General features: G+C 41.8%; 23 protein-coding genes. 13 read left to right on the top strand and 10 right to left on the bottom strand.

Annotated features, from left to right (window positions below; genetic code table 11):
- Positions 1–5 precede the first annotated feature (5 nt).
- The 5 genes from DC487_RS02605 (at position 6) to DC487_RS02585 (ending at position 6,034) form a co-directional block, all read left to right on the top strand.
- Positions 6–569 (top strand): Crp/Fnr family transcriptional regulator, encoded by a 564-nt coding sequence (locus DC487_RS02605; RefSeq protein WP_116774384.1) that lies wholly within the window; start codon positions 6–8, stop codon positions 567–569.
- A 105-nt stretch (positions 570–674) separates the two neighbouring features.
- The gene (locus tag DC487_RS02600) at positions 675–1,307 is read left to right on the top strand and encodes a superoxide dismutase (protein WP_207774320.1); all 633 of its coding nucleotides are present in this window, start codon (positions 675–677) and stop codon (positions 1,305–1,307) included.
- A 439-nt stretch (positions 1,308–1,746) separates the two neighbouring features.
- On the top strand, positions 1,747–2,739 hold the full coding sequence (locus DC487_RS02595) for a beta-ketoacyl-ACP synthase III (RefSeq protein ID WP_116774382.1): 993 nt from the start codon (positions 1,747–1,749) through the stop codon (positions 2,737–2,739).
- 890 nt (positions 2,740–3,629) lie between these two features.
- Positions 3,630–4,796: a metallophosphoesterase family protein gene (locus DC487_RS02590; RefSeq protein ID WP_116774381.1), complete on the top strand. Its 1,167-nt coding sequence runs from the start codon at positions 3,630–3,632 to the stop codon at positions 4,794–4,796.
- Between the two features lie 563 nt (positions 4,797–5,359).
- Complete coding sequence (locus DC487_RS02585) at positions 5,360–6,034, top strand: YiiX/YebB-like N1pC/P60 family cysteine hydrolase (RefSeq protein ID WP_207774297.1); 675 nt, start codon at positions 5,360–5,362, stop codon at positions 6,032–6,034.
- A gap of 29 nt (positions 6,035–6,063) precedes the next feature.
- Here DC487_RS02585 and DC487_RS02580 read toward each other — a convergent pair whose 3' ends face one another.
- Together DC487_RS02580 and katG are read right to left on the bottom strand one after the other, a co-directional pair.
- A complete protein-coding gene (locus DC487_RS02580; RefSeq protein ID WP_116774380.1) occupies positions 6,064–6,966 on the bottom strand; it encodes a TIGR01777 family oxidoreductase in 903 nt (300 codons plus the stop codon).
- A gap of 149 nt (positions 6,967–7,115) precedes the next feature.
- The gene (katG, locus tag DC487_RS02575) at positions 7,116–9,386 is read right to left on the bottom strand and encodes a catalase/peroxidase HPI (RefSeq protein ID WP_116774379.1); all 2,271 of its coding nucleotides are present in this window, start codon (positions 9,384–9,386) and stop codon (positions 7,116–7,118) included.
- A gap of 206 nt (positions 9,387–9,592) precedes the next feature.
- On the opposite strand from katG, the gene DC487_RS02570 reads away from it, so the two are divergent.
- The 3 genes from DC487_RS02570 (at position 9,593) to DC487_RS02560 (ending at position 12,408) form a co-directional block, all read left to right on the top strand.
- On the top strand, positions 9,593–10,747 hold the full coding sequence (locus DC487_RS02570) for an NYN domain-containing protein (protein WP_116774378.1): 1,155 nt from the start codon (positions 9,593–9,595) through the stop codon (positions 10,745–10,747).
- A gap of 433 nt (positions 10,748–11,180) precedes the next feature.
- A complete protein-coding gene (locus tag DC487_RS02565) occupies positions 11,181–11,984 on the top strand; it encodes a response regulator transcription factor (protein ID WP_207774296.1) in 804 nt (267 codons plus the stop codon).
- A gap of 67 nt (positions 11,985–12,051) precedes the next feature.
- Positions 12,052–12,408, top strand: coding sequence for a diacylglycerol kinase (locus DC487_RS02560; RefSeq protein WP_116774377.1), 357 nt, complete (start codon positions 12,052–12,054; stop codon positions 12,406–12,408).
- 7 nt (positions 12,409–12,415) lie between these two features.
- On the opposite strand, the gene DC487_RS02555 is transcribed toward DC487_RS02560, so the two are convergent.
- The 4 genes from DC487_RS02555 to DC487_RS02540 form a co-directional block, all read right to left on the bottom strand.
- Positions 12,416–13,672, bottom strand: a complete 1,257-nt coding sequence (locus tag DC487_RS02555) for a Glu/Leu/Phe/Val dehydrogenase dimerization domain-containing protein (RefSeq protein WP_116774376.1) — start codon at positions 13,670–13,672, stop codon at positions 12,416–12,418.
- 398 nt (positions 13,673–14,070) lie between these two features.
- A complete protein-coding gene (locus tag DC487_RS02550; protein ID WP_116774375.1) occupies positions 14,071–15,828 on the bottom strand; it encodes an aromatic amino acid hydroxylase in 1,758 nt (585 codons plus the stop codon).
- A gap of 49 nt (positions 15,829–15,877) precedes the next feature.
- Positions 15,878–16,363, bottom strand: coding sequence for a glutathione peroxidase (locus tag DC487_RS02545; protein WP_239016305.1), 486 nt, complete (start codon positions 16,361–16,363; stop codon positions 15,878–15,880).
- A gap of 85 nt (positions 16,364–16,448) precedes the next feature.
- Positions 16,449–16,955: a pyridoxamine 5'-phosphate oxidase family protein gene (locus DC487_RS02540; protein WP_165799002.1), complete on the bottom strand. Its 507-nt coding sequence runs from the start codon at positions 16,953–16,955 to the stop codon at positions 16,449–16,451.
- 119 nt (positions 16,956–17,074) lie between these two features.
- On the opposite strand from DC487_RS02540, the gene DC487_RS02535 reads away from it, so the two are divergent.
- Positions 17,075–17,362, top strand: a complete 288-nt coding sequence (locus DC487_RS02535) for a hypothetical protein (protein WP_116774372.1) — start codon at positions 17,075–17,077, stop codon at positions 17,360–17,362.
- A gap of 55 nt (positions 17,363–17,417) precedes the next feature.
- Here DC487_RS02535 and DC487_RS02530 read toward each other — a convergent pair whose 3' ends face one another.
- Both DC487_RS02530 and DC487_RS02525 read right to left on the bottom strand, forming a co-directional pair.
- A complete protein-coding gene (locus DC487_RS02530) occupies positions 17,418–17,897 on the bottom strand; it encodes a copper resistance protein NlpE (protein WP_116774371.1) in 480 nt (159 codons plus the stop codon).
- 124 nt (positions 17,898–18,021) lie between these two features.
- Positions 18,022–18,690 (bottom strand): metal-dependent transcriptional regulator, encoded by a 669-nt coding sequence (locus tag DC487_RS02525; protein ID WP_116775010.1) that lies wholly within the window; start codon positions 18,688–18,690, stop codon positions 18,022–18,024.
- A gap of 207 nt (positions 18,691–18,897) precedes the next feature.
- On the opposite strand from DC487_RS02525, the gene DC487_RS02520 reads away from it, so the two are divergent.
- The 3 genes from DC487_RS02520 to DC487_RS02510 are packed head-to-tail and all read left to right on the top strand — an operon-like array spanning position 18,898 to position 21,773.
- Positions 18,898–20,097: a di-heme oxidoredictase family protein gene (locus tag DC487_RS02520; protein ID WP_207774294.1), complete on the top strand. Its 1,200-nt coding sequence runs from the start codon at positions 18,898–18,900 to the stop codon at positions 20,095–20,097.
- 1 nt (position 20,098) lies between these two features.
- Positions 20,099–20,545, top strand: coding sequence for a QcrA and Rieske domain-containing protein (locus tag DC487_RS02515; RefSeq protein ID WP_116774369.1), 447 nt, complete (start codon positions 20,099–20,101; stop codon positions 20,543–20,545).
- On the top strand, positions 20,538–21,773 hold the full coding sequence (locus DC487_RS02510) for a hypothetical protein (protein WP_116774368.1): 1,236 nt from the start codon (positions 20,538–20,540) through the stop codon (positions 21,771–21,773). The genes DC487_RS02515 and DC487_RS02510 overlap by 8 nt, the downstream gene beginning before the upstream one ends.
- A gap of 46 nt (positions 21,774–21,819) precedes the next feature.
- Here DC487_RS02510 and DC487_RS02505 read toward each other — a convergent pair whose 3' ends face one another.
- Positions 21,820–23,103, bottom strand: a complete 1,284-nt coding sequence (locus DC487_RS02505) for a sensor histidine kinase (RefSeq protein ID WP_116774367.1) — start codon at positions 23,101–23,103, stop codon at positions 21,820–21,822.
- A 169-nt stretch (positions 23,104–23,272) separates the two neighbouring features.
- On the opposite strand from DC487_RS02505, the gene DC487_RS02500 reads away from it, so the two are divergent.
- Complete coding sequence (locus DC487_RS02500) at positions 23,273–23,578, top strand: hypothetical protein (protein ID WP_133228330.1); 306 nt, start codon at positions 23,273–23,275, stop codon at positions 23,576–23,578.
- An 86-nt stretch (positions 23,579–23,664) separates the two neighbouring features.
- Here the strand turns inward: DC487_RS02500 and DC487_RS02495 are convergent, their stop codons facing one another.
- Entirely contained in the window at positions 23,665–25,092 is a 1,428-nt protein-coding gene (locus DC487_RS02495) for a RagB/SusD family nutrient uptake outer membrane protein (protein ID WP_239016304.1), read from the bottom strand.
- Positions 25,093–25,108: the final 16 nt, after the last annotated feature.

Below are 25,108 nucleotides of genomic sequence, written 5' to 3'. Positions count from 1 at the left end.
TCCACATGAGTAGCCTGACACTATTATTGGAAAAGATCCATCCTTTGCCGCACGACTCTGTCGCACGACTAGAAGAGAAGATCAGTTTGATCAAGCTCAAAAAAGGACATATCCTGATGCGAGCAGATCGACAAGAGCCTTTTCTCTATTTGATCAAACGCGGAGTGGTGCGCGCATACGCCGAAACTGAAAAGGGCGAGATTACGTTCTGGTTTGGTCAGGAAGGCGAAGCGGTACTATCGATGGCGAGCTATGTGATGGATATACCGAGTTATGAAAACATCGCGCTGATCGAAGATTGTGAGCTCTACCAAGTTGCCAAGGCAGATTTAAAGAATCTTTACCATCAAGATATTCACTGGGCCAACTGGGGCAGAAAGTTAGCAGAATACGAATTACTAAAAGCTGAGCGCCGTGCCATATCACGAGAGCTTCTCTCTGCTACTCAACGGTATAACACCCTACTATCCGAGCATCCGCAACTGATACAGCGCATTCCTTTGAAATTTATCGCTTCGTATTTAGGCGTTACCCAGGTAAGTTTGAGCAGAATTCGTAAAGGAAATTAGGGATCTTCTACAAAACTATCCCTATCTTTATTTGTTGAAATAACAAACAAAAACTAGAACATGATGAATTTTTTTAAAGCGACGTTTTTACTATCGGCCTTGGTGATGGGCCAAGCAGCCATAGCACAATTCAAACAAGCACCACTTCCTTATGCTTACAATGCATTGGAGCGTGCTGTAGATGCGGAGACGATGGAAATCCACTACTCGAAACATGGCGCAGCATATACCACCAACTTAAATAAAGCAGTAGCAGGTACCGCCATGGAAAAAGAAAGCTTGGAAAAGATTCTTGCCAAAGTTTCAACTGGCTCTGCTGCCCTTCGTAACAATGCTGGTGGGCACTACAACCACGAGTTGTTTTGGACGATTCTGACGCCAAATAAAGACACTAAACCATCCGCAGCATTGGCGGCAGCAATCACTAAAGACTTTGGATCAATTGACAAATTGAAAGAGCAATTAAATAAAGCGGGTGCTGATCGTTTTGGATCGGGCTGGGCTTGGCTGGCTGTAGATAGTAAAGGTAAATTATTCGTTTCTTCTACTGCAAACCAGGATAACCCTTTAATGGATATCGCGGAGCAAAAGGGTACTCCAATTTTAGGTATTGATGTATGGGAGCATGCTTATTACTTAAAATATCAGAACAAAAGAGCGGATTATTTAGGCGCATTTTGGACTATCGTGAACTGGCCTGAGGTGAGTCGCCGTTACGAAGCAGCAATCAAGAAATAATTTTTGAGACTTTATTGCTATTCGCCAATAAATAATAAGGCTTGTTTTCTCACGTCGAAAACAAGCCTTAATATTTTAACCAGTTGGCGAACAGCAGGTATGTTTATCCAAACAATATCTATCGCTAATTAGTCAAATTGAGGTAATAGTTCGTGTCGGTTAGATAACCAAATCGCACATTATACCATACAAAATTAGGACAAAACAGTGGTATACAAGCCATAATGTTAGATACGACCATATTTGACATAGAAAAAAATAACTTACGATTTACAATAACTTTTCACGATATTTGCATGTATTTTTGCACAGGCAAGTAAGTATGCACTTCCTTATAGTTGAGATGATAACGCATACTGGACAATCGTAGAGATTTGCGTCACAAAAATCGATAACTATACAAGAATAAACGTTTACAGGAGAGATACAGTTGCAGAGCATGTACAATAGACAATACGCTTCGATCACAGCGATAGGTGGTTACCTTCCCCAACAAGTAAGAACAAATCATGATTTGGAGCAAGCGTGTGCTACCTCCGACGAATGGATTGTAAAACGTACTGGAATCAAAGAACGACGCATCTTAGATAAAGATCTGGCTACTTCGGATATGGCCGTGGCTGCTATACGTAATATGGTGGCAGAGTACAAGCGCAATATCTCGGATATTGATGCGATATTGGTCGCTACCTCTACACCCGATATGTTAATGCCCGCAACCGCCAACTTAATTGCTGAAAAATTGGGGCTTACTAATATTTGGGCATTCGACGTAAATGCAGCCTGTTCTGGCTTCCTCTATGCGTTAGATTTAGGGGCTTCACTAGTTGAAACGAATCGCTACCGCAATGTCGTTGTTGTAGGTGCAGACAATATCAGTTCTTTCGTAAATATTGAAGATAGATCTACCAATATCCTTTTTGGAGATGGCGCTGGTGTCGTCTGGCTAGAACCTACGCAAGAAGAAGGTATTATGGATGCGTTCTTGCAAAGCAATGGTATTGGTAAAGAATATTTGAATATTGAAGCTGGTGGTTCATTGTATCCGTTTAACGGCGATGTAATCGTTGAAAACGAAAGAAAATACATTCGTCAAGACGGCAAAGTAGTATTTAAGCAAGCGATTCAGTCTATGAGCGATGCCTGCAAGCATGTGTTGAGCAGAAATAATCTAACCGTCGAAGATGTGCGCTGGCTAGTACCACACCAAGCCAATAAACGCATCATTGACGCAGTAGGTAAAGAAATCAATATCGAAGAAGGCAAGACGCTTTCTAACATTGAGTATCTAGGAAATACCATTGCAGCTACTATCCCACTCTGTATTTGGGAAAACGTAAAGAAATTGAATAAAGGTGATTTGGTGATGCTCACTGCTTTTGGTGCTGGATTCTCTTGGGGGGCAAGTTTGCTCCGCTGGATGATTGAGTAACCTGAATATTAAACACTAGCCATTAAATAGTGGAATGGTTTTAAACAGGAACGGTGCAAAGTTTTGAACTTTGCACCGTTTTTTTATCTGCTGCAATTCATTAAAAATCGATAAAAAGATACCCGCCAAATCCATAACGTTATCGAACAGTTACGTATCGATAAGTGTACTCTGAATTTGGTTAGCTATCCTGCCCCCACATCAGGATAATACAAAATAGAATATTTATCGTAGGCATTGTAGGTCATTTTTTCCAGCAGGATATCTATAAATACATCACGATCTGTCTGCTGTCTGTTCTTAAAAAATCTCGAACTGTTGTTCTAAGTAAAGATTAATTCTCAGTAATTCTGAGCTTGGTTCCGTATTTGGTTAATCGCGTATCTCCTTCAGTTCGTACACAAAATTGCAAAATGTGACACTAATGACTTCTTTACCCGAAGCGTCTGTGCTTTTCTTATGTCACGATACATTTGCGGAATGTTAGCCATCCCTATAAGCAAACTCTCCCTATACATAAATCTGGCACATACCCCAATGAAGAGCAAGCTAGTAATAAATAATTAATAAAATATCATTTAAGTGAAAATAAATTCAAACAAGCAAGCTTGTCAACATATTAATTATATAGTAATTTTTAGGCACTTACCTCTAAAATCTAATTAGATAACTGATATAGTGGCACTTCATAAGGAAAATTGTACACAAAAATATTTCACAATTATTTAACACAGAAAATAACGTACGCACCTATATGTAACGTACATTTGTACTATCAAAATTTAGGTTTATAATTGGTTAGTAAAGATTTTCATTCTCCCCGTTTGAAAATCTTTCTTTTATAACATCAGATATACATATCTTAAAAGGCGAAGAACAAACTGGTCACTATGTCGAAATCAACAAAATATACTACACCCGTATCTCTTAACAGAATCGTCGATGATGCACATGCTTTTAAGCCTTTACCTGCACCATCTGGGAATTATCCTTACAATTTGGTATTAGGCAAATTGCTGACAGATGAGCAATTAGAAAAAGTGACGGATTCGATGACATTTCACTTGGTCGGCGATACCGGTAGCGCTAGACATTCTCCTTTCCAGTCGGTATTGGCAGCAAGCATTAATAGGCATCGTACGGAGAGCGAAGAATCTCCCGCCTTTCTGTATCATTTGGGCGATGTGGTATACAATCATGGCGAAGCTTCCGAATATCATCATCAGTTTTTGTCCCACTATGAAGCTTACGAAGCCCCTATTTTTGCGATACCAGGCAATCATGACGGCGATATTAATCCAATGGCCGAACCCTATGAGAGTCTAGATGCATTTACACATGTATTTTGCAGTAAAGAACGGATGCCGATCCGTTTCGGACAAAACAGCAAAAGACTAACAGGCACACAACCACATGTGTATTGGACTTTGGAAACTCCATTGGCACGAATCATTGGTTTGTATGGAAACATCAACAAACATGGAATGATTGACGCTACTCAAAAAGCGTGGTTTAAGGAAGAACTTAAACGAGCCAAAGCGCATCCCGAAAAGCAAGCATTGCTGATCTGCTTGCATCATGCGCCATACTCTGCCGATAGCAACCATGGCTCTAGCACACCCATGATCGAGCTGTTGGATGAAGCCTTTGAAGAAATCGACATCCTACCTGATGCGGTGTTTAGCGGGCATGTCCATAATTATCAACGGTTTGTAAAGCATTATCCCAATAAGGATGTGCCGTATATCGTGGCTGGAGCTGGAGGCTATGCCGACCTGCACCAAGTGGCTACGAAGACTGATTCGACCGTCTCTCCCCTCACTGCAAAGTATGGAAAAGTGACCTTAGAAAATTATTGTGATAACCGATTCGGATTTCTGGCACTTAATATCCAGAGATCACTTGAGAATAATGATTTAAAAATCTCCGGATCCTATTTTGCTTTGACTGGAGCACACGATAGCAACGAGGAACCAGAATGTGTGGATCGTTTTTCATTTATAGTGAATAATGATATGGCCGAGACACAACTGGAAAGACACGCTACACAGGAGTAAATAACTACAGCCACTATTATGCCGACATAATAGATTCCACGGTGGGGAGAAGGCTGAAAAACCGATAATTTCCCCTATAAAAAATGTTTAAACACGCTTAGCTAAAACTATTTAGTTAGCAACAATTAAAATAAAAGTAAAAAATAATTGATGTTTAGACCTATATTATGTACCTTTGTGCATTCATAATTTTAGGTTAATAATTGGTTAGTTTAAAGACTTTCAGCCTCCCCGGTTGAAAGTCTTTTTTTATGTGTGATTTGATCACTGCATTAAAAAAAACCTGGTAATGGAATGATAACTTCAGGTAATCTCGTTAATATTCTGGAAAAATACATCTTGGCATGCTTGTTGCAACTGTGGGACTGAGCTTAAGAAGTCATAGCACTTATTTCGCGCCTCTTAACAGACACTATCACACCAACTATAAAAGAAGGTGATCGCCCCGCGGTCACCTCTCTTTGCTTTATGGCATTTCGTTATTTGCATGATATCCCTGTACACTTGAGGAACTATACTGCGGCAACCTATAATTATCTGTGTGTAAATACCGATATTTGGGCATGGGTAATATAGGCAAACGTCGACTACACTTTATTCTCTTGAATGCATTATTGTTTCTAATTACGATATCTACGACGTTTGGACAATCGAAAACCATTCCTCAAGCGCCTGATATCCTTTTGCAAAATGGTGATTTACTATTTGTCGGTGCGTCGACGCTTAATCTGTCGGGAGCTATTGATCGCGTCACACAAACCACCGCAAATACCGCTTTTGATCATGTAGCCATGATAGAGATCTCGCGAGATTCTATTTTTATACTACATGCAAATACCAAAACTGGAACTATACGAGAGCCCTTGTCGGAATATTTAGCCAACAACACATCTGACAATCCGCATTATGCGATTTACCGCTTAAAATCTGATTATCAGTTTGCCATCCCCAATGCGCTTTCGCAAGCTAAAAAATGGTTGGGTCTCCCCTACAATTTCTCGTACATACTAAATGACGATAGCTTATATTGTTCGGATTTTGTAGAGCGGATTTTCCGTGACGATCAAATTTTTACGCTAGAACCTATGACCTTCATTGATCCTGCTACACGACAAACGGATACGTTTTGGAAAGGTTATTACCATAAAATGAATCTGGAAGTACCAGAGGGATTACCCGGTTGCAACCCCAATGGACTTGCCGCTAGCGACAAGCTGGAACATGTGGGACAATGGTAGTAAGCGCCTGCAGCTTATCAGAAAACGCTCTATAAATCGTCTAGCGTTGGATGAAGAAACGTAAAACCAGCATCTTCTACTTTCTTCGAAGAAACAGGAGCATGCTTCAATAACTCTTGCGACAACTCACCTAATCCAATTTTAAGTGCCAATGCGGGGATCGGCATACCAATTGCAAAGCTTGAAGTCTTTTTCAGTAGTTTTTTGGTCAAGATGGCTTGCTGTTCGGGTTTTAACGCTACCGCATTGAGCGCACCTGCTATTGTAGGAGTTACTGCTGCAAACGTATACAGACGAAGTAAATCATCAATACTAATCCAGCTAAAAACTTGTTTACCACTACCAAATCGTGGCGCTACACGAAAAGCAAATGCTTTCTTCATTTCTTTCCACATGCCACCATCTGGATGCAGCACCAAGCCCGTACGAATCCAGACTGTTCGCACATTGGTGGCAACTAAAGGCTGAGCTGCCGCTTCCCATTTTGCACACACATGCGCTAGGAAATCATTCGCCGCCGGATCTTCTTCGACGAAAGCGCGATCCGTAGTAGCTTCACCATACCAACCAATTGCCGAGGCCGATACAAAGGTATTCACTTGCTTTCCTCTTGTTTTGACCCAGTCAACTAATAATTTGGTGCTCTGCATACGACTTTCTAAAAGCACTTTCTTACGTTCTTTCGTCCAACGCTTCTCGGCAATACTAGCACCTGCCAGATGGATGATGGTATCAATATCTTTAGGCACATCAGAAGAAATATAATCCTCTTTCACATTCCATATACAATAACGAACGCGCGATCGCTCCTGCCGATCTTTTTCATCACGAATTAGCACCGTAATCTGAACATCGTGAAATGTGCTTAAAAGATGGTTCACCAACTGAGTACCGACAAAACCGGTCCCACCGGATAGGAGAATGTTTTTCATATATAAAATTATCTATGTACAATGCCTGTATGCACCTACAGCACAACAGTTAATCGCTTACAATTGTTCTGCTTGACAAGAGTTAGCTATGCTACGAAAAAAGGTGCAGCAATATAGCTGCACCTTCTAACTTACAAAATTGAAAACTGTTAATCGAAGCGATCTGCATTCATGATCTTCGTCCACGCTTTAGCAAAATCTTTAGTAAATTTAGCCTTTGCATCAGCACTACCATATACTTCTGCGATAGCGCGAAGCTCAGCATTGGAGCCAAATACCAAATCTGCTCGGCTCGCCGTCCATCGTACATCACCACCAGAACGATCACGTCCTTCGTAGCGTTGTTTATCAGCCGAAACGGCTTTCCACTCGGTTTTCATATCCAACAAGTTCACGAAAAAATCATTGGTCAATTTCTCAGGATTAGTGGTAAATACACCATCAGCACCACCATCGTAATTAGCACCTAACACGCGCAAACCTCCGATAAGCACAGATAGCTCTGGACTCGTAAGTCCTAATAATTGTGCTCTATCTACCAACAATTCTTCTTGCGAAGCGCTGTATTGTTTTGGGTGATAATTCCGGAAACCATCTGCGATTGGCTCTAAATATTCGAAAGATTCTATATCAGTTTGCTCCTGCGTAGCATCCATACGCCCTGGCTTGAAAGGAATTTGAAGCGAATGACCAGCAGCTTGCTCCACCGCCGCGTCGCCAGCTAATACGATCAAATCAGCGAGGGAAATCTTTTTACCGTCCGACTGTGCTTGCTGGAAAGACGTTTGTATCTCCTCCAATTTAGACAACACCTTTTGTAGTTGAGCTGGATTGTTCACTTCCCAATCTTTTTGAGGCGCTAGGCGAATACGTGCTCCATTTGCACCACCTCGCTTATCTGATCCACGGAAAGTAGACGCCGAAGCCCAAGCGGTGCTTACCAATTCTGAGGTGGATAAACCAGATTGCAGTACTTGTTTTTTGAGCTCGGCTATATCATGCTCATTTACTAACGGATGATCTACGGCTGGAATAGGATCTTGCCATAGTAATACTTCCTGCGGAACTTCTGGCCCAAGATACAATTCGCGCGGCCCCATATCGCGATGCGTTAGCTTAAACCATGCGCGAGAAAATGCATCTGCAAATTCGTCAGGATTTTCGAAAAATCTTCTAGAAATCTTCTCGTACTCTGGATCGAAACGCAAGGATAAATCAGTCGTCAACATGGTCGGAGCATGTTTTTTGCCCTCAATAAATGCATCGGGAATAATGTTTTCCGCATTTTTCGCAACCCATTGATGTGCTCCAGCCGGACTTTTGGTCAATTCCCATTCGTAATTGAACAGATTCTCGAAGAAGTTGTTGCCCCATTTTGTCGGCGTGGTGGTCCACGTCACTTCCAATCCACTGGTAATCGTATCACCAGCTTTACCCGATCCAAAACTATTTTGCCAACCTAAGCCTTGTAATTCTAATCCAGCAGCTTCTGGTTCCTTTCCCACATGCGCGTCCGCCGGCGCAGCACCGTGCGTCTTCCCGAAAGTATGTCCACCAGCAATCAAAGCGACAGTTTCTTCGTCATTCATCGCCATTCGACCAAAAGTATCGCGAATGTCTTTTGCAGCGAGGATAGGATCAGGATTACCATCTGGTCCTTCCGGATTTACGTAAATCAATCCCATCTGTACCGCAGCTAATGGTTTTTCTAGATTCCGCGAATGCACATCACCGTCCGCATCATCGTCTGATACCACAACCCCATGTTGTTTGTCGGCACCATCAGATCCATGTCCGTAGCGCAGATCGCCGCCCAACCACGTGGTCTCTGATCCCCAATAGACATCTTCGTCTGATTCCCACACATCTGCGCGACCGCCCGCAAATCCAAAGGTTTTTAATCCCATAGATTCTAACGCAACATTACCAGTCAAGATCAATAAATCCGCCCAAGAAATATTGCGTCCATATTTTTGTTTTATAGGCCACAGCAAACGACGCGCTTTATCTAAACTTACATTATCTGGCCAACTATTTAAAGGCGCAAAACGTTGCTGTCCTGATCCAGCGCCACCTCGCCCATCACCGACACGATAGGTGCCGGCACTATGCCAAGCCATACGGATGAAAAGTGGACCATAATGGCCGAAATCTGCTGGCCACCAATCTTGCGAATCGGTCATCAAGGCGTGCAAATCTTGTTTGACGGCATTAAGATCCAAACTATTGAAAGCATCGGCATAATTGAAATCGGGATCCATCGGATCCGACAGCGTGGAGTGCTGTCTCAAAATGTTCAATTTTAATTGTTTAGGCCACCAGTCTTTGTTCCCAGTACCATTACCGGCGACCTCTTGTTTAATCGCTCCATTACCATTATGAAATGGGCATTTTCCTAAATCGTTAGATTCTTTTTCCATTCTTAATAACGTATGATTTAATAAATTTTACTTCTTCCACTCCTCAATCTTCATAAAGATAAGATATTATATAAATTAATGAAAATCAATTAACTCGATAGTATTATAGCTAAAAACTATTCATTTATAGTATTGTGGCTCACTTTGCTTGCACGTTAAGGCATTTACAACTACCTTTAATCGCACTTACACTTGAGCAGTACACCATGGCGGATCGCAAAGACCAAAAAATAGCAATGCTGATAGACGCAGACAATGTGTCTTACAAGAAAATAGAGGAAATCCTGAATGAGGTGAACCGCTACGGCGTGCCTTCTATTAAGCGGATATATGGCGATTGGACCAGCCCATTTGTAGAAAATTGGAAATCAAGTCTGCTGACGCATGCGATCACGCCGATACAACAATATAGCTACACGCAAGGCAAAAACTCCACCGATTCGGCATTGATTATTGATGCGATGGATATCTTGCACTCAGATCGTGTCGATGGCTTTTGCATCGTATCTAGCGATAGTGATTTCACCAGACTGGCTACGCGCCTGCGTGAATCTGGCAAACTAGTAATCGGCATCGGTGAACGCAAAACGCCAAAACCCTTTATCGCATCCTGCGACAAATTCATCTATGTAGAGATCCTGGATCATAAGTCGGCTGCGAAAAAGAAAGCGACGGAAAGTACGAACAACGTTCCAGCTGCTGGCACGAAAGCTACTCCGCGCCCCGTCGCCAAAGAAAGTACGCCGCTGGATGATGATATTTTATTGCTATTGAAAGATACAGTAGATGATACAGCAGATGAAAGTGGTTGGGCATTTTTAGGGGAAATTGGAAATCTGATTATAAAACGCAAACCAGATTTCGATGCGCGCAATTACGGCTTCGAAAAGATCTCGCATTTATTTAAATCCCGCAAAGTAGATTTTGAAGTCGACGAACGTGCCAACGAAAAATCGAAGAATAAGCTGTATTATGTACGGAATATTTTAACGAATGAGACGCCTCACGAAACCCAAGAAACTACGACCACTGCTACAGAAGCTGCCTTAGCGGCTCCAGCAGATCACATTGCCGAGGAAGTAACGATACCTTCGCCGGGCAATAAAATCACGGCAGATGACGTACGGAAAAATCAAATTCGGATTACGAAAGATATTAAGTCGCTTTTCCCAACACGTACGCGTAAAATTTCCATCATTATCCAAGATAAGTTTGAATGCACATTCTCACACCGCAGAGATCGCTCGCATGTGCTGAATCTTGGAAAGGATGCCGCAGCACAATTAGGACTTGCTGAAGAAACGCATTATTTGGTACAAAAGTTAAATGATACCACCTACAAGCTTTCAAGAGCCACGTGAATATCGTCGGGATGTTAAAAAAAGTTAAGCAAAGCCAAGTATTGTACTATTTTAAAAATACCTCCGTTCTATAGGCAGTAGTAATTTTTTCATAATAGGTTAATAATTGGTTAGTTAGTTAGAAGTCCTGAAGTTCCCCACTTCAGGACTTCTTTTTTGCTGCAAATGGTTTAAATTACTTGGATGACCCGTCCGCGGGAAATACTTGTTTTCAAGCATGTTTGCGAATAAGAATGTTAAATATAAAAATTTCTCATAGTTGGCACAGATATTGTTTTACTCACAGTGTTTGGTTAATAATTGGTTTGTCGAAAGTCTTGAAACTCCCATTTCAGGACTTTCTTTTTTTGTAACGATTTCCTCTCACCTTCCTAAGCGGCATAAGCAATTGTAGAATTTTGATATATTTGTTGTAGAGCTACCTTATAAATCTATGATAAATTCGATGCATCCCACTGAGGCAACCATCGTAATTGCCGATGATCATCAAGACATATTGGACTTTATTGCCGAAGATCTGGAAGATCATTATCGTGTAGTAAAAATGACGAACGGTCAAGAAGCTTTAGAGTACATCAAGCTTTATCCCGTAGATCTAGTCGTGAGTGATGTGATGATGCCGGTAATGGATGGCTACGAGCTGTGCACGGCGATCAAAGATGATTTGCAATATAGCCATATACCATTTATCCTTTTGACGGCCAAGAATAGTCTGCAATCTAAGATTGAAGGATTAGAATATGGCGCGGATGCGTATATAGAAAAGCCCTTTTCCCCAAACTTTTTGCAAGCACAGATCACGAGCTTGCTGCGCAACCGAAAATCGCTGCGAGCACATTACGGTGCTACCCCATCTTCGCCTATAGATACAGAGATAGAAGAAACCGGTGATCAGCTTTTTTTACGAAAATTGAATGCGCTGATTTTAGAAAACATGTCGGAGCAGAGTTTATGCGTGGATATGTTGGCTGAGAAAATGTGTATGAGCAGGCCAACTTTGTATCGCAAGATCAAGGCACTATCCGACTTATCGCCCAATGAATTAATCAACATTACCAGATTGAAGAAAGCAGCTCAGCTATTAAGTAATCAAGAGTACAAAGTTTACGAGATTGCTAATAAATTGGGTTTCAGTACACCTTCCCATTTCACCCGCAACTTTCAAAAGCAGTTTGGCATCAGTCCGAAAGAGTTCATTGGTAAAATGAGAAAATCGGCGACGCCGTTTCAAGCTTAATATCTAGACGCTATACCGCTACGAAAATAGTACCTATCTTAGATCCAAGCAAAAAAACAGTGATAAGATGAAGCGGCTGATCGCAAGTTTTCGATATGCAGGGCAAGGGTTGCGCAACGTATGCCAAAGTGAGGCTAATTTTCGGATACATTTGGCGGCGAGCCTAGTGGTGATAATTCTTGGTTATGTCTTTGATATCGCAACCCTGGAATGGGTAGCCATCTCGCTAAGTATTGGACTGGTGATGAGTATGGAATGTCTAAATTCTGCAATCGAGTATCTGGCCGACTTCGTATCTCCACATAAGCATACACAAATAAAAAAAGTGAAAGATGCAGCAGCGGCAGCTGTGCTTGTTACTGCATTGGCTGCCGCTGTTGTCGGGTTATGCATCTTTGCACCCAAGATCTGGGTACTCTTCTAATATAGTGCTAAACGATATTTGCTGTATACGAATTAGCAGAAACCAATTGTTTTAAAGCCAATTCGTAGGCTTTCGAAGAAATCATCTGCTTTTCTGGCTGTTCTTCCTTTATCGCTTTTAACGCTTTAAATATTACCTGCGACACATCTGAAAAGATTGCCTGATCGCTGATTTCAATATTAGGCTGCATTAGATAGGAGAATACGCGTGCCATACCGCAGTTAGCAATGAAATCTGGAATCACCGCAACTTGGCGATCCGCAAACTCCATAACAGGCCCATAGAAAATCTCCCGATCAGCAAAAGGAACATTAGCACCAGAAGCGATAAGCTCGAGACCATGTTTTACGAGCGTTTCTATATTATCTTTTGAAACCAGACGAGATGCCGCCGCCGGCACGAATATCTCTGCTCCAACATGCCAAATCTCCTCATTAATCTCTTCGAATGGGCGGAGACGGTCGGATGACAATGCATTGCGCTCCCGATCTATAAATAACTGCTCAATCTCTGTAATCGTAAATCCATCGGTAGCGATAAGCCCGCCAACGCGATCAATAATACCGACTATCTGAACACCCATACGAGCAAGGTAAAAGGCAGCCGAAGCAGCGACATTTCCCCATCCCTGTATGACGGCGCGCTTGCCGATACAGGAACCGTTGTACAATCCGTAAAAATGCTGGATGGATTCTGCTACTCCATACCCAGTGATCATATCGGCAATGCGGTATTTGCGTTTAAGATCCGGACTATACACTGCATCCTCAATCACTTTTGAAACGCCATATCGTAATTGGCCAATTTGATGGATACGTGCGTTTTCGCGCACGTTGAAATGCCCCTGTAGTACGCCTTCTTGCGGATGCCATAATCCATACTTTTCCGTAAGCGGAATCACGTCATGAATCTCATCTACATTAAGATCACCACCGGTACCGTAATAAGCTTTCAATAATGGCGTTACTACTTTAAACCAACGTTCTAGCACACCATCACGTCGTGGATCGCTCGGATCAAAATTGATTCCAGATTTTGCACCGCCAATTGCAGGTCCGGAAACGGTAAACTTCACTTCCATCGTCTTTGCTAGACCAACCACTTCGTAACGATCGAGTCCCAATCGCATACGTGTGCCTCCGCCGGCCGCACCACCACGCAAGGAATTGATGACTACCCATCCCTCGGCCTCTGTTTCCGTGTCTTTCCACTCAAAAACGATATCAGGTCGTTTTTGCTCGAATGTGGCTAATAAATCTTTCATATGATATTGCTATTATAAGTTGCTTCTTTTACGGTTCCATCCTTGTAACTGGTGCCATTGATCAGCAAGAAATTTTCAGCAAGCGCGATTTTTTCGGCAAATGTCTGTGCCATGATAGTGGAATTATAAAGTGTTGTTAAATAGAATGTAAGGATCTACATTCAGAAAATGATGCTTACACTAAGCATTGCCAGCGGAACTCTGGACGAGGAAATGTCGAAATTAGTATTGTGCAAATACCAAATCCGCGATCAGCGCTTTACGAAACAAAGCTAGACCAAGCGACAATACTACAGCGACTAGAATATAAGAAATATTCATAAATGGTTTATTATTAATCAAATATAATAAACCTGAAATTCAGTCACAAATATTAATTCAAAATTAATTTAAAAATACTATAATAGTATTTCGGTTTCTTGATCTTTCGCCAGGCGAATACCATCTGCAATAAGCTTTTTCAAAGAAGCATCCTTGGCCGATAAAGTACCTAGCTTTTTTTCGATACGGCTTGCAGCATCCGTCTGCGAACTATCCATCGCTAGCTCTAATAACTCTACCAATGCTAGCCAGTTTTGAGATAATAGAAATTCATGTTCTTGCAAAAACTGTTGTAAGTCAATAGCTTTATTCTCTTCACGCAACGCGCGTATAGTGGCATACAATTGTATATGGAGTTTTCGATCCTCATTTTCGGGAACAATGTTTGTCTTGTGCTGGGATACGCTAATCTTAGATTCGAAGGCGGATTTGTCGGCTGAGCCGAAATAAACCGATATGATGTTTTCGCCTACCGCCATATCGTACCTGCCCCAACTTGGCTCGAAATAAATTTCTCCGGAATTATTATCTTGTACGTTACAATCCGTAAAGCTAAGTAAGCAAAGCTTGGATTCATGAAAGATTTGATCAAGCAGCTGACCACGCACTACTATTCCAGACTCAAATTGTATTTCTACGATCTGTCCGACTAGCCAACCTCTATCCGATAATTCCTGCGGTACACAATCTTCCAAAGCCACATCCCATCCCGCGACTGCACCGACCGGACTTCCAAAACCATCTGCATGTTGGGCCTTACTATGCCCCCTCAATTGTTGATCTTCAATTGCTAACGCTGTCGGCCCGATTGTACGAATGTACGTTAACACATCTTCTCGACCTATTTGCTGAAATGTTCCCGAAACCTGTAATCCAGAGCTATAAACGACTGTGCAAGTATTTCCGCTGTCGATTGCCAGATTCATACCATATTTGCCTCCAACTCGAAAAGCCATGGTATCCGCGAATTCATCTAAAATAGTACGGAGATGTTTAAAATCAGGCGTCACGAACAATTGAGGTTGTGCTGTGGTGATATCGTAACTGTAGTCCAAGGCATTGATCGTATAATCCAGCTTTGGCACAGCTGGTTGCATACAGCTGGCGCTCTCTCCAATAGAGGACAATAATCCAGCACCGTAAATTTTTGGATCCTCTACCGTACCGATTAGTCCATATTCTACCGTCCACCAATGCAATCTGCTTAATAAGGCCATCTCGGATGGTTCGCCCATATGCTGCTGCACATCAACCAAAGCTGCTTCTGCGGCATTTAGTTCCTCCTTTGTTACATCGGAACGTTCTTTTAGTATAGAGAGATGACGAATGGCTTCATACAATTGAAAATCTTGCGCGGAAAACATGGCTTTGCTACCGATCTCGCCAAAATACTGTAAATAGGCAGCATACTCCGGTTCGCCAATAATGGGCGCGTGACCAGAAGATTCATGGATAATATCGGGCGCCGGAGTATATTCTATATGCTCCAATTGTCGAATATCTGCTGCAATCACCAATACACGATGCGCTTGAAATTCCATAAACGCTGAAGGTGGAATAAATCCATCCACGGTGACTGCTCCCCAACCGATTTGTGAGAGACTATCATTCATAGCCTGTAAATTAGGAATTCGCTCAATAGATAATCCAGCTTTGCGTAAACCAGGAATGTATGGATAGTACGCCACTTCTTTTAGATAGGCATAATTCTGGCGCATGACATAGCGCCACACAGCCTGATCTATGGCCGAATAGCGTGCATAGTTTTGCGGTACGACAAACTGTCTGAGATGTGCCGGCAAGGACGCTAGCACGGGATTGCGATACGTTTCCATTTACAACTGGTTATACCACAAATCTAGGTATTATTAACTCAATTGTAAATTAAATTCCTAATAGTTTCCGAATCGTAGGCTCTAACGTCGCTGGTTTGGTAATTGGTGCGAAGCGCTTAACCGGCTTACCATTTTTGTCCACTAGAAATTTGGTGAAGTTCCATTTGATACGCGAGCCCAGGAAGCCTGAAAGCTCTTTTTTGAGGTATCGGAAAACAGGGTTCGTATTTTCACCATTAACATCTGATTTCTCCAGCAACTGAAAGGTAACGCCATGATTGATCTGGCAAGCGGATTCCATGCTTGCATTGGTTTCTGGTTCTTGATTGGCGAATTGATCGCAAGGGAAGCCGAGTACAACCAAACCTTGAGGACTGTATTTCTGATGCAATAATTCTAATCCTTCAAATTGTGGCGCTAGTCCACATTTGGTAGCCGTGTTTACGATCAAAACAACTTTTCCACGCAAGTCATCCATCGGCAATTTTTCACCGTTGGGCTTGTTGGCATTTAAATCATAAAATGTATCCATCATCCTCTCGTTTAAGTAAAAGAGTCAGATATCACCTATGGACGATCTGACTCTTTCATTTTGTCATTACAAATATCGGTAATTTGTACTAGATGTTGAGATCACCTTGACGACCTACATCTTTCTTCGCACCAGTGATTGCGCTAGCAGCCACTTTAAAGAATGTGACCAATTTATTGGATTTATTATCCCAATAATGTGCCTCGTTAGGCACTACGCGCAATACACGAATGTGTGGATCTTCTTTTCCTTTTTCAAACCAACCTTCGATCATTTTATTCCAGTATTTATCGATCCGTTCTTGATCTCTGGAAACCTCCGCATGTCCATTGATACTCAAGAAGCTGTAGTTGCTTACATCCGAATACAACAAACTAACCTGATCATTGGATTCTAGGTGCGTGTGGGTATCACTTTCGGACGAAAATAAAAACCAAATGTTTCCCGATTCATCGACTTCTTGTCTACTCATAGGCACGGCATGTACGTAGCTACCTTTTTCGGGGTAAGTACCTAGCATTCCGATATCTATTTTGTCTACTAGTTCTTGTAGTTTATCTATAGCTTCTTGGTTGTGAAGATTTTCTGTACTCATAGCAAATATGTTTGTTTGATAGGATAACATTCGAGATAAGCATTTGTTGGAGTACAGTGGAAAAAATCAAAACTGCGAAATCGTTGTTTATTCTGTAGTAAACTGTAAACCTACAAAACATGACGCAAGAAGAAGCAATCCACAAAGGCAAAACTTATTATCAGGAAAACGTCGCTGGCAATAGTATAGAAGAAGAGAAGGGATTTCACCTAGTGGAAGAAAATGAAGAATATTCCATATTCCTAGACAATAATACCGCAGATATATCTGATCCTGCTTTGCTCTCGATTAGCGATGCCGATGGGCATGAAAAATTTATGGAGCGTTATCAGCAAATTGAACAGAACAGCTCCTATTGTGAAACAATTGATTCGAGCACTTACCGAGTATGTGCCATTCCAAAATAAATGGCAGCAAAAAAGGCGCATCGTGATGCGCCCTTTTTGCTGCTGTATAGAAGTATTATTCTACCGGCAATTCTGCTTCCTTGATCTTTTTCAAGACATAGTGTTCAGCGAGATTAGAAGTGATTTCCTTTTCGTCTTCATCTAATTGCTTTAGATTGTCATTACCAATTTTAAATTTCAAATTGACATTAGTCCCTTTCAAGTGCGCGACCTTACCTCCGTCATGCCACATGATCCGTCCGTTGTCATCCACTTTTTGATCGCGATCTTCGTAATCTTGCGTGATGCGAAAGGTGTCATTATTGTTGAGCACGACCGTCGTTTTGATACCCGGACAATCTGCGCATGGCACTACTCCTTCGTACGTGCCAGGCCAATCTCCAACTGTTTCAGCAATTGGCGCGGATCCGTCTTCGCTCTCTGAAGCTGCAGTTGTTTCTGTGTTCTCTGCTGGATCATCGGCAGATTCTGTCTTGGATTGCCCGCATCCTGTTAAGATGGCTATACCTAATAAGTAACTAAAGATGTATTTCATATCTGTTCTTTTTTGTACTATGTTTTACAAATTTCTTGCCATAACATTATTTACAATGCATACATGGCTTCCCCGCATCACTAAGAACCTGATCGAGATATAGTAATTTTTAAAAGGGAATATTTCACGAAATGACGACTTTGTCTTGCACCAAAAGTTTATCACAGACCTTGCTACTTAGCAATTCATTCTTTTTGTCATTATAAGATACAGACATCGTCCCATCAAAATTTTCTACAGATTCAATATATAGAATTGTACCTAGCGGCAACGATTTAGTGTTCAAATAGTTGAGTAGATCTGTGGCAGAATCTCCGACAGCCATAAACTGCACCTGATCTCCCGCTTTATGGTCGCTGAGTTTTTGGTAATCCGCTAGCGTGACATGGCCCTGCTGATCGGGTATGGGTGAACCGTGCGGATCCACATTTGGATAGCCTAATAATTCATCCATTTTATCGAAAAAAGCAGGCGATTGAATATGCTCAATTTGTTCGGCAATTTCATGCACCTCTTCCCATCCCAACCCCATTATTTCTACCAAATACATCTCTGTTAAACGATGTTTACGAATAATTAGAGCAGCTTCTATTTTGCCCTTTTCAGACAACTTTATGGGTTTATAGTTTTCGTGGATTACCAACTTTTTTTCAGAAAGTCGTTTCATCATACTATTTGCGGTCGGCAATTTAACTTGTAAATGCTTACTAAGATCAGAAATATTTACTTCTCCCTTACTATGGGAGAGGTGAAACAAAGCTTTCAGGTAGTTTTCTTCTGTTCCAGACATCATAGGTCGAATGTACATAATATTAGCATCATCTAACATATTTACAAAAAAATAATTGTTAGATAAATATAACTTTTTATATTTACACATCTAATAATTCTATTTGCTATTTCGCAGTAGTTTTTAGAATGTTGAATTGTCCTAGCAACCACCTCCATGCGCTAGGAGACCGAGAAGAAAAACGCCCTTTTTTTAAGATTTATAATGAGAATGATGAAAAAATCACACATCGTTATTGGAGTTATTGTAGCTCTAATTATCGGGGTTCAGTCTTGTGAAAGGTTCGAACCTAAATTACCGCCAGAAGACAGTCTGTTAGATGGCCCAATGGATGGACTTAATTTTGCAGAAATGCAGCGTTTTCTGGATGGAGATCAGACTTTTGAGGAAGTATTCACCATCGAGAAAGGTCTTGGACCTTTGTTCGTAGCGAACAGTTGCGTGAGTTGCCATGCTGGAGATGGCAAGGGAAATCCTTTTAGTACAGTTACTCGATTCGGCCAGATCGATGCCACTGGCAATCAGTTTTTGCATTTAGGAGGACCGCAACTACAAAACAGGGCAATCCCAGGATATGATCCAGAAGTTTTACCTGCTGGAGCGACGTATACGCGCCTCACTCCGCCTGCTGTGACAGGAATGGGATTGCTAGAATTTGTACCAGATGCCGTGTTGCTCTCCATGGCTGATCCTGAAGATCGAGATGGCGATGGCATCTCCGGTCGCGTGAATTGGGTAAACATTCCCGCTTTCATTAGACCGCGCAGCGAAAGCGGTTCCAAAGATGGAAAATACATCGGCCGATTTGGAAAAAAGGCTAGTGTATATGATTTGCTTCAACAGACCGTAAGTGCATTCTCTGAAGACATGGGAATTTCTACCTTTTATAATCCCATTGACCTTTTTTCAGGTATGCCAATTGATCCAGAAATTGCTACCCAGAAAGTGAATAATGTCAGCTTTTATCTGCAAACCTTGAAAGCTCCTATTCCACGCAATCAAAATGATCCAGAAGTCGTGCGAGGCAAAGCCTTGTTTACGCAGATATCCTGTTCAAGCTGTCACACACCGCAGCTAAAGACTGGAAATGCACCGATTAAAGCATTGGCTTTTCAAGAATTCTATCCTTATACCGACTTGCTACTACACGATATGGGACCAGAACTCGACGATGGCTATACCGAAGGATCAGCAACAACGGCAGAATGGCGAACTCCTCCACTTTGGGGATTGGGACTTGCGCCAGATTCTCAAGGCGGGCGCTATTTCTTGATGCACGATGGCAGAGCCAACAGTATCGAACAAGCGATAGAACTGCACGGTGGCGAAGCCTCTCGGGTTCGCCAAAACTATCGGAGTCTTTCACCCGGTGAAAAGGAATCATTGATCAAATTCTTAAAATCATTGTAGCATGCATCGAAAGCAATTTATTAAGCACTGCGGTTTTGCGTGTGCCGGTGCAACAATAGGACTATCATTTTTAAATGGTTGTGCTTCGAGAAAAACAGTGACGGGCAAGATCGTAGATTCCGATCTTGTCATTACGACCGAAAACTTTTTGTCGGAAAAATCAGCACAATCTACTTATCGCAAATACATTGTGGTAGCGCACGATCAACTACGATATCCGATTTATGTATACCGATTTTCGGACAATAAGTATTACGCTGTACTGATGCAATGCACACATCAAGGCGCCGAGCTTCAAGCTTTTGGAGATCGACTCCAATGCCCGGCGCACGACAGCGAGTTTAACTTCAAAGGTGAAGTGCTCAATGGCCCTGCCAACGAAAGTTTAAGATCATTTCCGGTCGTTATTGATAACAACCTACTTAAAATATCGCTGAAATATGTCTAGAATATCTTTTCTAATACTCCTTCTTGGGCTGTATGCACCATCGTTATTACAGGCTCAAATAGATTCTTCTTTGTTCAAAAGAGTAGAAAACAAAGATTCACTCAAAAACACCATGAACATGGATGCTGTATACAACAGGCCGATGTTATTTGCTGGAAGATTGCCAGTATCTATCGGCGGCTATATGGAGGCCAACTGGCAGCATATCGGTGTAGACGGTGTCAGTGAAGGACATCAGTTCCAATTTCGAAGATTTACTATTTTCATGGCATCCACCATCAGCAAACGTATCAAATTTATGAGTGAACTGGAGTTTGAAGATGGTACCCGAGAGATCAGTATTGAGTTTGCGGCGTTAGATATGGAATTTGATCCTCTACTCAACTTACGTGGTGGCATTATTTTGAATCCTATCGGATCATTTAACCAAAATCATGACGGACCGAAATGGGAGTTTACAGATCGTCCAATCTCAGCTACCCAAATGTTGCCCGCCACATGGAGCAATGCAGGCTTTGGCTTATATGGCAAGCGATATAGCAATGATTGGATGTTCGGTTACGAAGCGTATATTTCGGGAGGTTTTGATAATACCATCATTGATAATGAACAGGGAAAGACCTACCTTCCAGCGACCAAATCTAATGCTGATCGCTTTGAGGAAAGCCTGACCGGCCATCCACTGTACTCTGGAAAATTCGCCGTACGCAACAATAAAATTGGCGAACTTGGCCTGTCTTATATGGGCGGTGTATACAATCGCTACATGGATGAAGGCGAGCAGATCGATGACAAAAGAAAATTAAATGTTTTCGCGGTAGATTTCAACACCACAATTCCACGCCTCAATACATTTATTACCGGAGAGTGGGCTTGGATAAATATACAAGTACCCGAAAACTATATCCAGAAGTATGGAAACAGGCAGTACGGTGGATTTGTGGATATTGTACAGCCGATCTGGCGACGCAGCATATTTGGCTGGGACAATGCTTCGATTAACCTTGCTTGCCGATTAGAATATGTCGACTGGAATGTCGGAAGAGTGCAGGAAACCGGCGACAAAATTGGCGAAGATTTATGGAGTGTGGTCGGAGGTTTAAGTTTTAGACCGAATTCACTTACCATATTAAGGCTGAACTATCGCCATCAACGTAATCGGGATTTTCTGGCAAATCCTCCTGTGCTGCTCGGTGGTTTTAGTTTCGGTATTTCGACCTATTTTTGATTTAATTTTTTTAAGGATTGAGGATTAATTGAGGCAATACATCGCCTTAGTTATCTAGTGGCATTGGAAAACCGACCGTAAACCTGCTTCCGCGTCCAGGAACGCTATCCACTTGCACAATACCGTCATTATGTTTAATCAACTCACTACACAGTAATAAACCTAGACCAGCTCCCGGTTCATTGCCAGTACCAACAGAGCGCTGCTGAATCGTATGGAAGAGATACGCCGCCTGATCTTTCTCCATACCGATTCCGTTATCTTGCACATGTATAAATCCGTAACCCACATCTCTGGATACAGAAATCTTGATAACACCATTGGTATGACTAAATTTCACTGCATTACTGACTACATTCCTTAGAATAATAGTCAAATGATCTGGATCTACATACAGCGGAAAATATCGGTCGACATCTACCGTTAGTTTTATTTGCTTAATATCACAAGATGTTTGAAAAACAACCATCAAATTATCAACGATATCAGCAACTTGTGTCGTAGCGTTCACCTTCACTTGGCCGCGCATACTACGACTACTCCAGCTCAAAATATCGTCTAGCACTTCCTTCTGCTTGGCAATCTGTCGTTGCAATTGTACAATATACTCTTCGGATACAGCGCCCAGAATTACTTGTTGATGCAACATATAAACCATTCCCTCCAGTGTGGAAAGCGGACTACGTACATCATGTGCCACAATAGAAAATATACGTTCCTTATCTTGGTTGAGGAGTTGCAATTTCTGTCGCTGCTCTTCAATCTGCATCATATTGTTATAAATGATATTCTTGAAAAAATGAACCGCCACTACGATAAAGAAAAGTGACCCTATCGTATTAATGAGCACTCTGCTCTGCGGCACGTGATGTGCAATTAATATCTCGGCGGGAAAGAGCTTAATGGATACAATACCTGTAATAACTAGCAACCCCATTGACCATTGGATGATTCGATTATCGTAGAGCAACATGCAAACGATCATGATGCAAAGTAGAAAATTCTCACCACCATTGCCGTAAAATAAGGCACCAAAATAAAAAAAGAGAAAATTCACCCCCAAAAGAATGACCTTAGCAAATTCGTGTTTCTTATAGTATTGTAGAAACAAGATGGAAAGACAGCAAATACCGTTTGAGAAATTAATAAGTGACAAAAAATTACGGCCTTCAAATAGATTGACTATAGAAAATAAAAACATCGCAGGTATACATATAATGGCAATCAAATTGACCATGTGCACCCGCTTAATTTCCATATAGGTCATTTGAGGATTGACCCCCAGATGAGACTGTATCCGCCAAAGGCGAGAAAATATCGTCTTATTCATAATTTAACGCCGCAAAAATAGATAATCTTATGAGATATTGTGTATGATACATCAGGCTTCTTATAAAACTGATGTTGAGTTAACATTCTTCGCGAATAACTCTTCCGACTATGTATGTATGAAAAACATATTGGCGGTAAGGTCGTTGTATATTGTAAACATTGACACCATGAAAAAACAGATCAAAATAGACGTCGCATCTTTTTACCTGTCCGACTTTAAGGAGCTCTCTTGGCATATTGAAGGCGGAAGCGGATCCGACACCTCCACACTCGAAGGACAGCAGTCATCAGAAAAAGCCATTAGTCAAGCTGTAGAAAAACATTTACAACAGATAGGGAAATCACTGCCAGCATCAGATAGTTTGAGTGATTACGAAATGTCTTTGGCTTTCAGCGAAGACCTAACGGAGCAGCAGAAGGAGGATTTCACGGCAGCATTTAATGATTCGAATACGAGAGATGAGTCTTATTAGTTGCTAAGCAGCCTCCATTTATTATAACAAAATAAGCCAGCGACATGGATGTCGCTGGCTTTTAAATAGTTTATTTCTTTTAGAGGTTAGTTTTGGCTGTAGCCAGGGTTTTGTACCAAAGTAGGATCTACTTGAAACTGAGCTGCAGGTATAGGATAGATAAAATACTGCTCATCAGTCAGCGTACTATATTTGGTGAGCGCCAAGCCAGTACGGCAGTAGTCGAACCAAGTTTCGCCCTCAAACATCAATTCCTTCTCTTTTTCTTCTTGTATAGCTACGATATAAGCCTCCAAACTGGTGTATGCGCTTATGGGCTCAAGCACTCCTGCTCTCGTTTGCACAGCTGCTAAAGATTGATACGATGCATCACTCACCGAGTTATCTACACGTGCTTTGGCTTCGGCATGGATAAGATATACCTCCGCCAAACGAATAAGCGGAAAGTTTTGAGTGGCTGGTACGAGATTAGGATATTTGGCAATGTACCAACGATCCGTAAGACCTGCACGCGTACCCAAGCGCACGGTTGCTGCTTTTCTAGTATCTAAGGAATCGTACAAATTTGCCACAAAATTGTCTCGTGCAAAAGTCCGGTTACCATCATTATCACCAATCTCATTAGCCCAAGGGTTGGTCGCTTGTTCATCAAATTGCAGCTCAAAAATAGATTCAGTCGTATTTTCGGCCTGCCAAATATTGATGTAATTACTTACCAAACTGTATGACCCATTCTGGATCACATCTTCAGAAAGCCGTACTGCTTCCGTGAAATCATTGGTAAATTGAGTAGCGTGATAAAGATGTACTTTGGCCAGTAAGGCTTTGGCAGCCCAACGGTTTGCTCTGCCTTTTTCTGCTAGCCCTGAACCTGCTGATAGCGGCAATATCTCCACCGCTCGGGTTAGATCATCGATGATCTGCACATAAAGTTCTTCGGTGTTTGCCTGCGGTGCAAATTCATCATTTTGCTCACCAGATGGCGTAAGCTCTAAAGGAACATTACCAAAGGCTCGAGCAAGGAAGAAATAATGCATGGCACGAATAAATCTGGCTTCGCCTTCAAATTGATTTTTTCGTTCATCATTAATCACAGAAGCATCCATTTGCGGCACCATGGCAATGATACCATTTGCCGCATTAATAGTTTGATAGGTTACTTGCCACATATTGGCCAGCCAAATATTGGACGGCGGCAAGGGTTGCTGCGCTCCGCCATCAGGATCTATAATACCGTGGGTTGCAAAATTTTCAAATTCTGGAAAGCTACTCACATGTCCTAAATGATTAGCCGAAAACTCAGGAATCATTAAGATAGCCTGTCCGTACGAAAAGCTATTCATCATCGAGCGATACATACCATTAACCGCAGCATTGGCACTCTCCTCCGAGGTAAAAATACTTTCCGGAGAACGTTGTGCTTCGGGCATTCGATCAAGGAAATCATTACATGAGGTCGCAAAAGTCGTCACGACCACGGCAATGAATAAAGGGATGATATTTCTAATTTTCATAGTGTTTAAAGCTGAT

The organism is Sphingobacterium corticibacter, from assembly GCF_003076635.1.
Lineage (GTDB): Bacteria > Bacteroidota > Bacteroidia > Sphingobacteriales > Sphingobacteriaceae > Sphingobacterium > Sphingobacterium corticibacter.
This window is presented reverse-complemented; position numbering and strand designations above follow the sequence as displayed.

Excerpts from the sequence above, each read along its gene's own strand:
- DC487_RS02605 (WP_116774384.1), top strand. The coding sequence starts at position 6 with ATGAGTAGCCTGACACTATTATTGGAAAAGATCCATCCTTTGCCGCAC.
- DC487_RS02600 (WP_207774320.1), top strand. The coding sequence starts at position 675 with ATGGGCCAAGCAGCCATAGCACAATTCAAACAAGCACCACTTCCTTAT.
- DC487_RS02595 (WP_116774382.1), top strand. The coding sequence starts at position 1,747 with ATGTACAATAGACAATACGCTTCGATCACAGCGATAGGTGGTTACCTT.
- DC487_RS02590 (WP_116774381.1), top strand. The coding sequence starts at position 3,630 with ATGTCGAAATCAACAAAATATACTACACCCGTATCTCTTAACAGAATC.
- DC487_RS02585 (WP_207774297.1), top strand. The coding sequence starts at position 5,360 with ATGGGTAATATAGGCAAACGTCGACTACACTTTATTCTCTTGAATGCA.
- DC487_RS02580 (WP_116774380.1), bottom strand. The coding sequence starts at position 6,966 with ATGAAAAACATTCTCCTATCCGGTGGGACCGGTTTTGTCGGTACTCAG.
- katG (WP_116774379.1), bottom strand. The coding sequence starts at position 9,386 with ATGGAAAAAGAATCTAACGATTTAGGAAAATGCCCATTTCATAATGGT.
- DC487_RS02570 (WP_116774378.1), top strand. The coding sequence starts at position 9,593 with ATGGCGGATCGCAAAGACCAAAAAATAGCAATGCTGATAGACGCAGAC.
- DC487_RS02565 (WP_207774296.1), top strand. The coding sequence starts at position 11,181 with ATGATAAATTCGATGCATCCCACTGAGGCAACCATCGTAATTGCCGAT.
- DC487_RS02560 (WP_116774377.1), top strand. The coding sequence starts at position 12,052 with ATGAAGCGGCTGATCGCAAGTTTTCGATATGCAGGGCAAGGGTTGCGC.
- DC487_RS02555 (WP_116774376.1), bottom strand. The coding sequence starts at position 13,672 with ATGAAAGATTTATTAGCCACATTCGAGCAAAAACGACCTGATATCGTT.
- DC487_RS02550 (WP_116774375.1), bottom strand. The coding sequence starts at position 15,828 with ATGGAAACGTATCGCAATCCCGTGCTAGCGTCCTTGCCGGCACATCTC.
- DC487_RS02545 (WP_239016305.1), bottom strand. The coding sequence starts at position 16,363 with ATGATGGATACATTTTATGATTTAAATGCCAACAAGCCCAACGGTGAA.
- DC487_RS02540 (WP_165799002.1), bottom strand. The coding sequence starts at position 16,955 with ATGAGTACAGAAAATCTTCACAACCAAGAAGCTATAGATAAACTACAA.
- DC487_RS02535 (WP_116774372.1), top strand. The coding sequence starts at position 17,075 with ATGACGCAAGAAGAAGCAATCCACAAAGGCAAAACTTATTATCAGGAA.
- DC487_RS02530 (WP_116774371.1), bottom strand. The coding sequence starts at position 17,897 with ATGAAATACATCTTTAGTTACTTATTAGGTATAGCCATCTTAACAGGA.
- DC487_RS02525 (WP_116775010.1), bottom strand. The coding sequence starts at position 18,690 with ATGATGTCTGGAACAGAAGAAAACTACCTGAAAGCTTTGTTTCACCTC.
- DC487_RS02520 (WP_207774294.1), top strand. The coding sequence starts at position 18,898 with ATGATGAAAAAATCACACATCGTTATTGGAGTTATTGTAGCTCTAATT.
- DC487_RS02515 (WP_116774369.1), top strand. The coding sequence starts at position 20,099 with ATGCATCGAAAGCAATTTATTAAGCACTGCGGTTTTGCGTGTGCCGGT.
- DC487_RS02510 (WP_116774368.1), top strand. The coding sequence starts at position 20,538 with ATGTCTAGAATATCTTTTCTAATACTCCTTCTTGGGCTGTATGCACCA.
- DC487_RS02505 (WP_116774367.1), bottom strand. The coding sequence starts at position 23,103 with ATGAATAAGACGATATTTTCTCGCCTTTGGCGGATACAGTCTCATCTG.
- DC487_RS02500 (WP_133228330.1), top strand. The coding sequence starts at position 23,273 with ATGAAAAAACAGATCAAAATAGACGTCGCATCTTTTTACCTGTCCGAC.
- DC487_RS02495 (WP_239016304.1), bottom strand. The coding sequence starts at position 25,092 with ATGAAAATTAGAAATATCATCCCTTTATTCATTGCCGTGGTCGTGACG.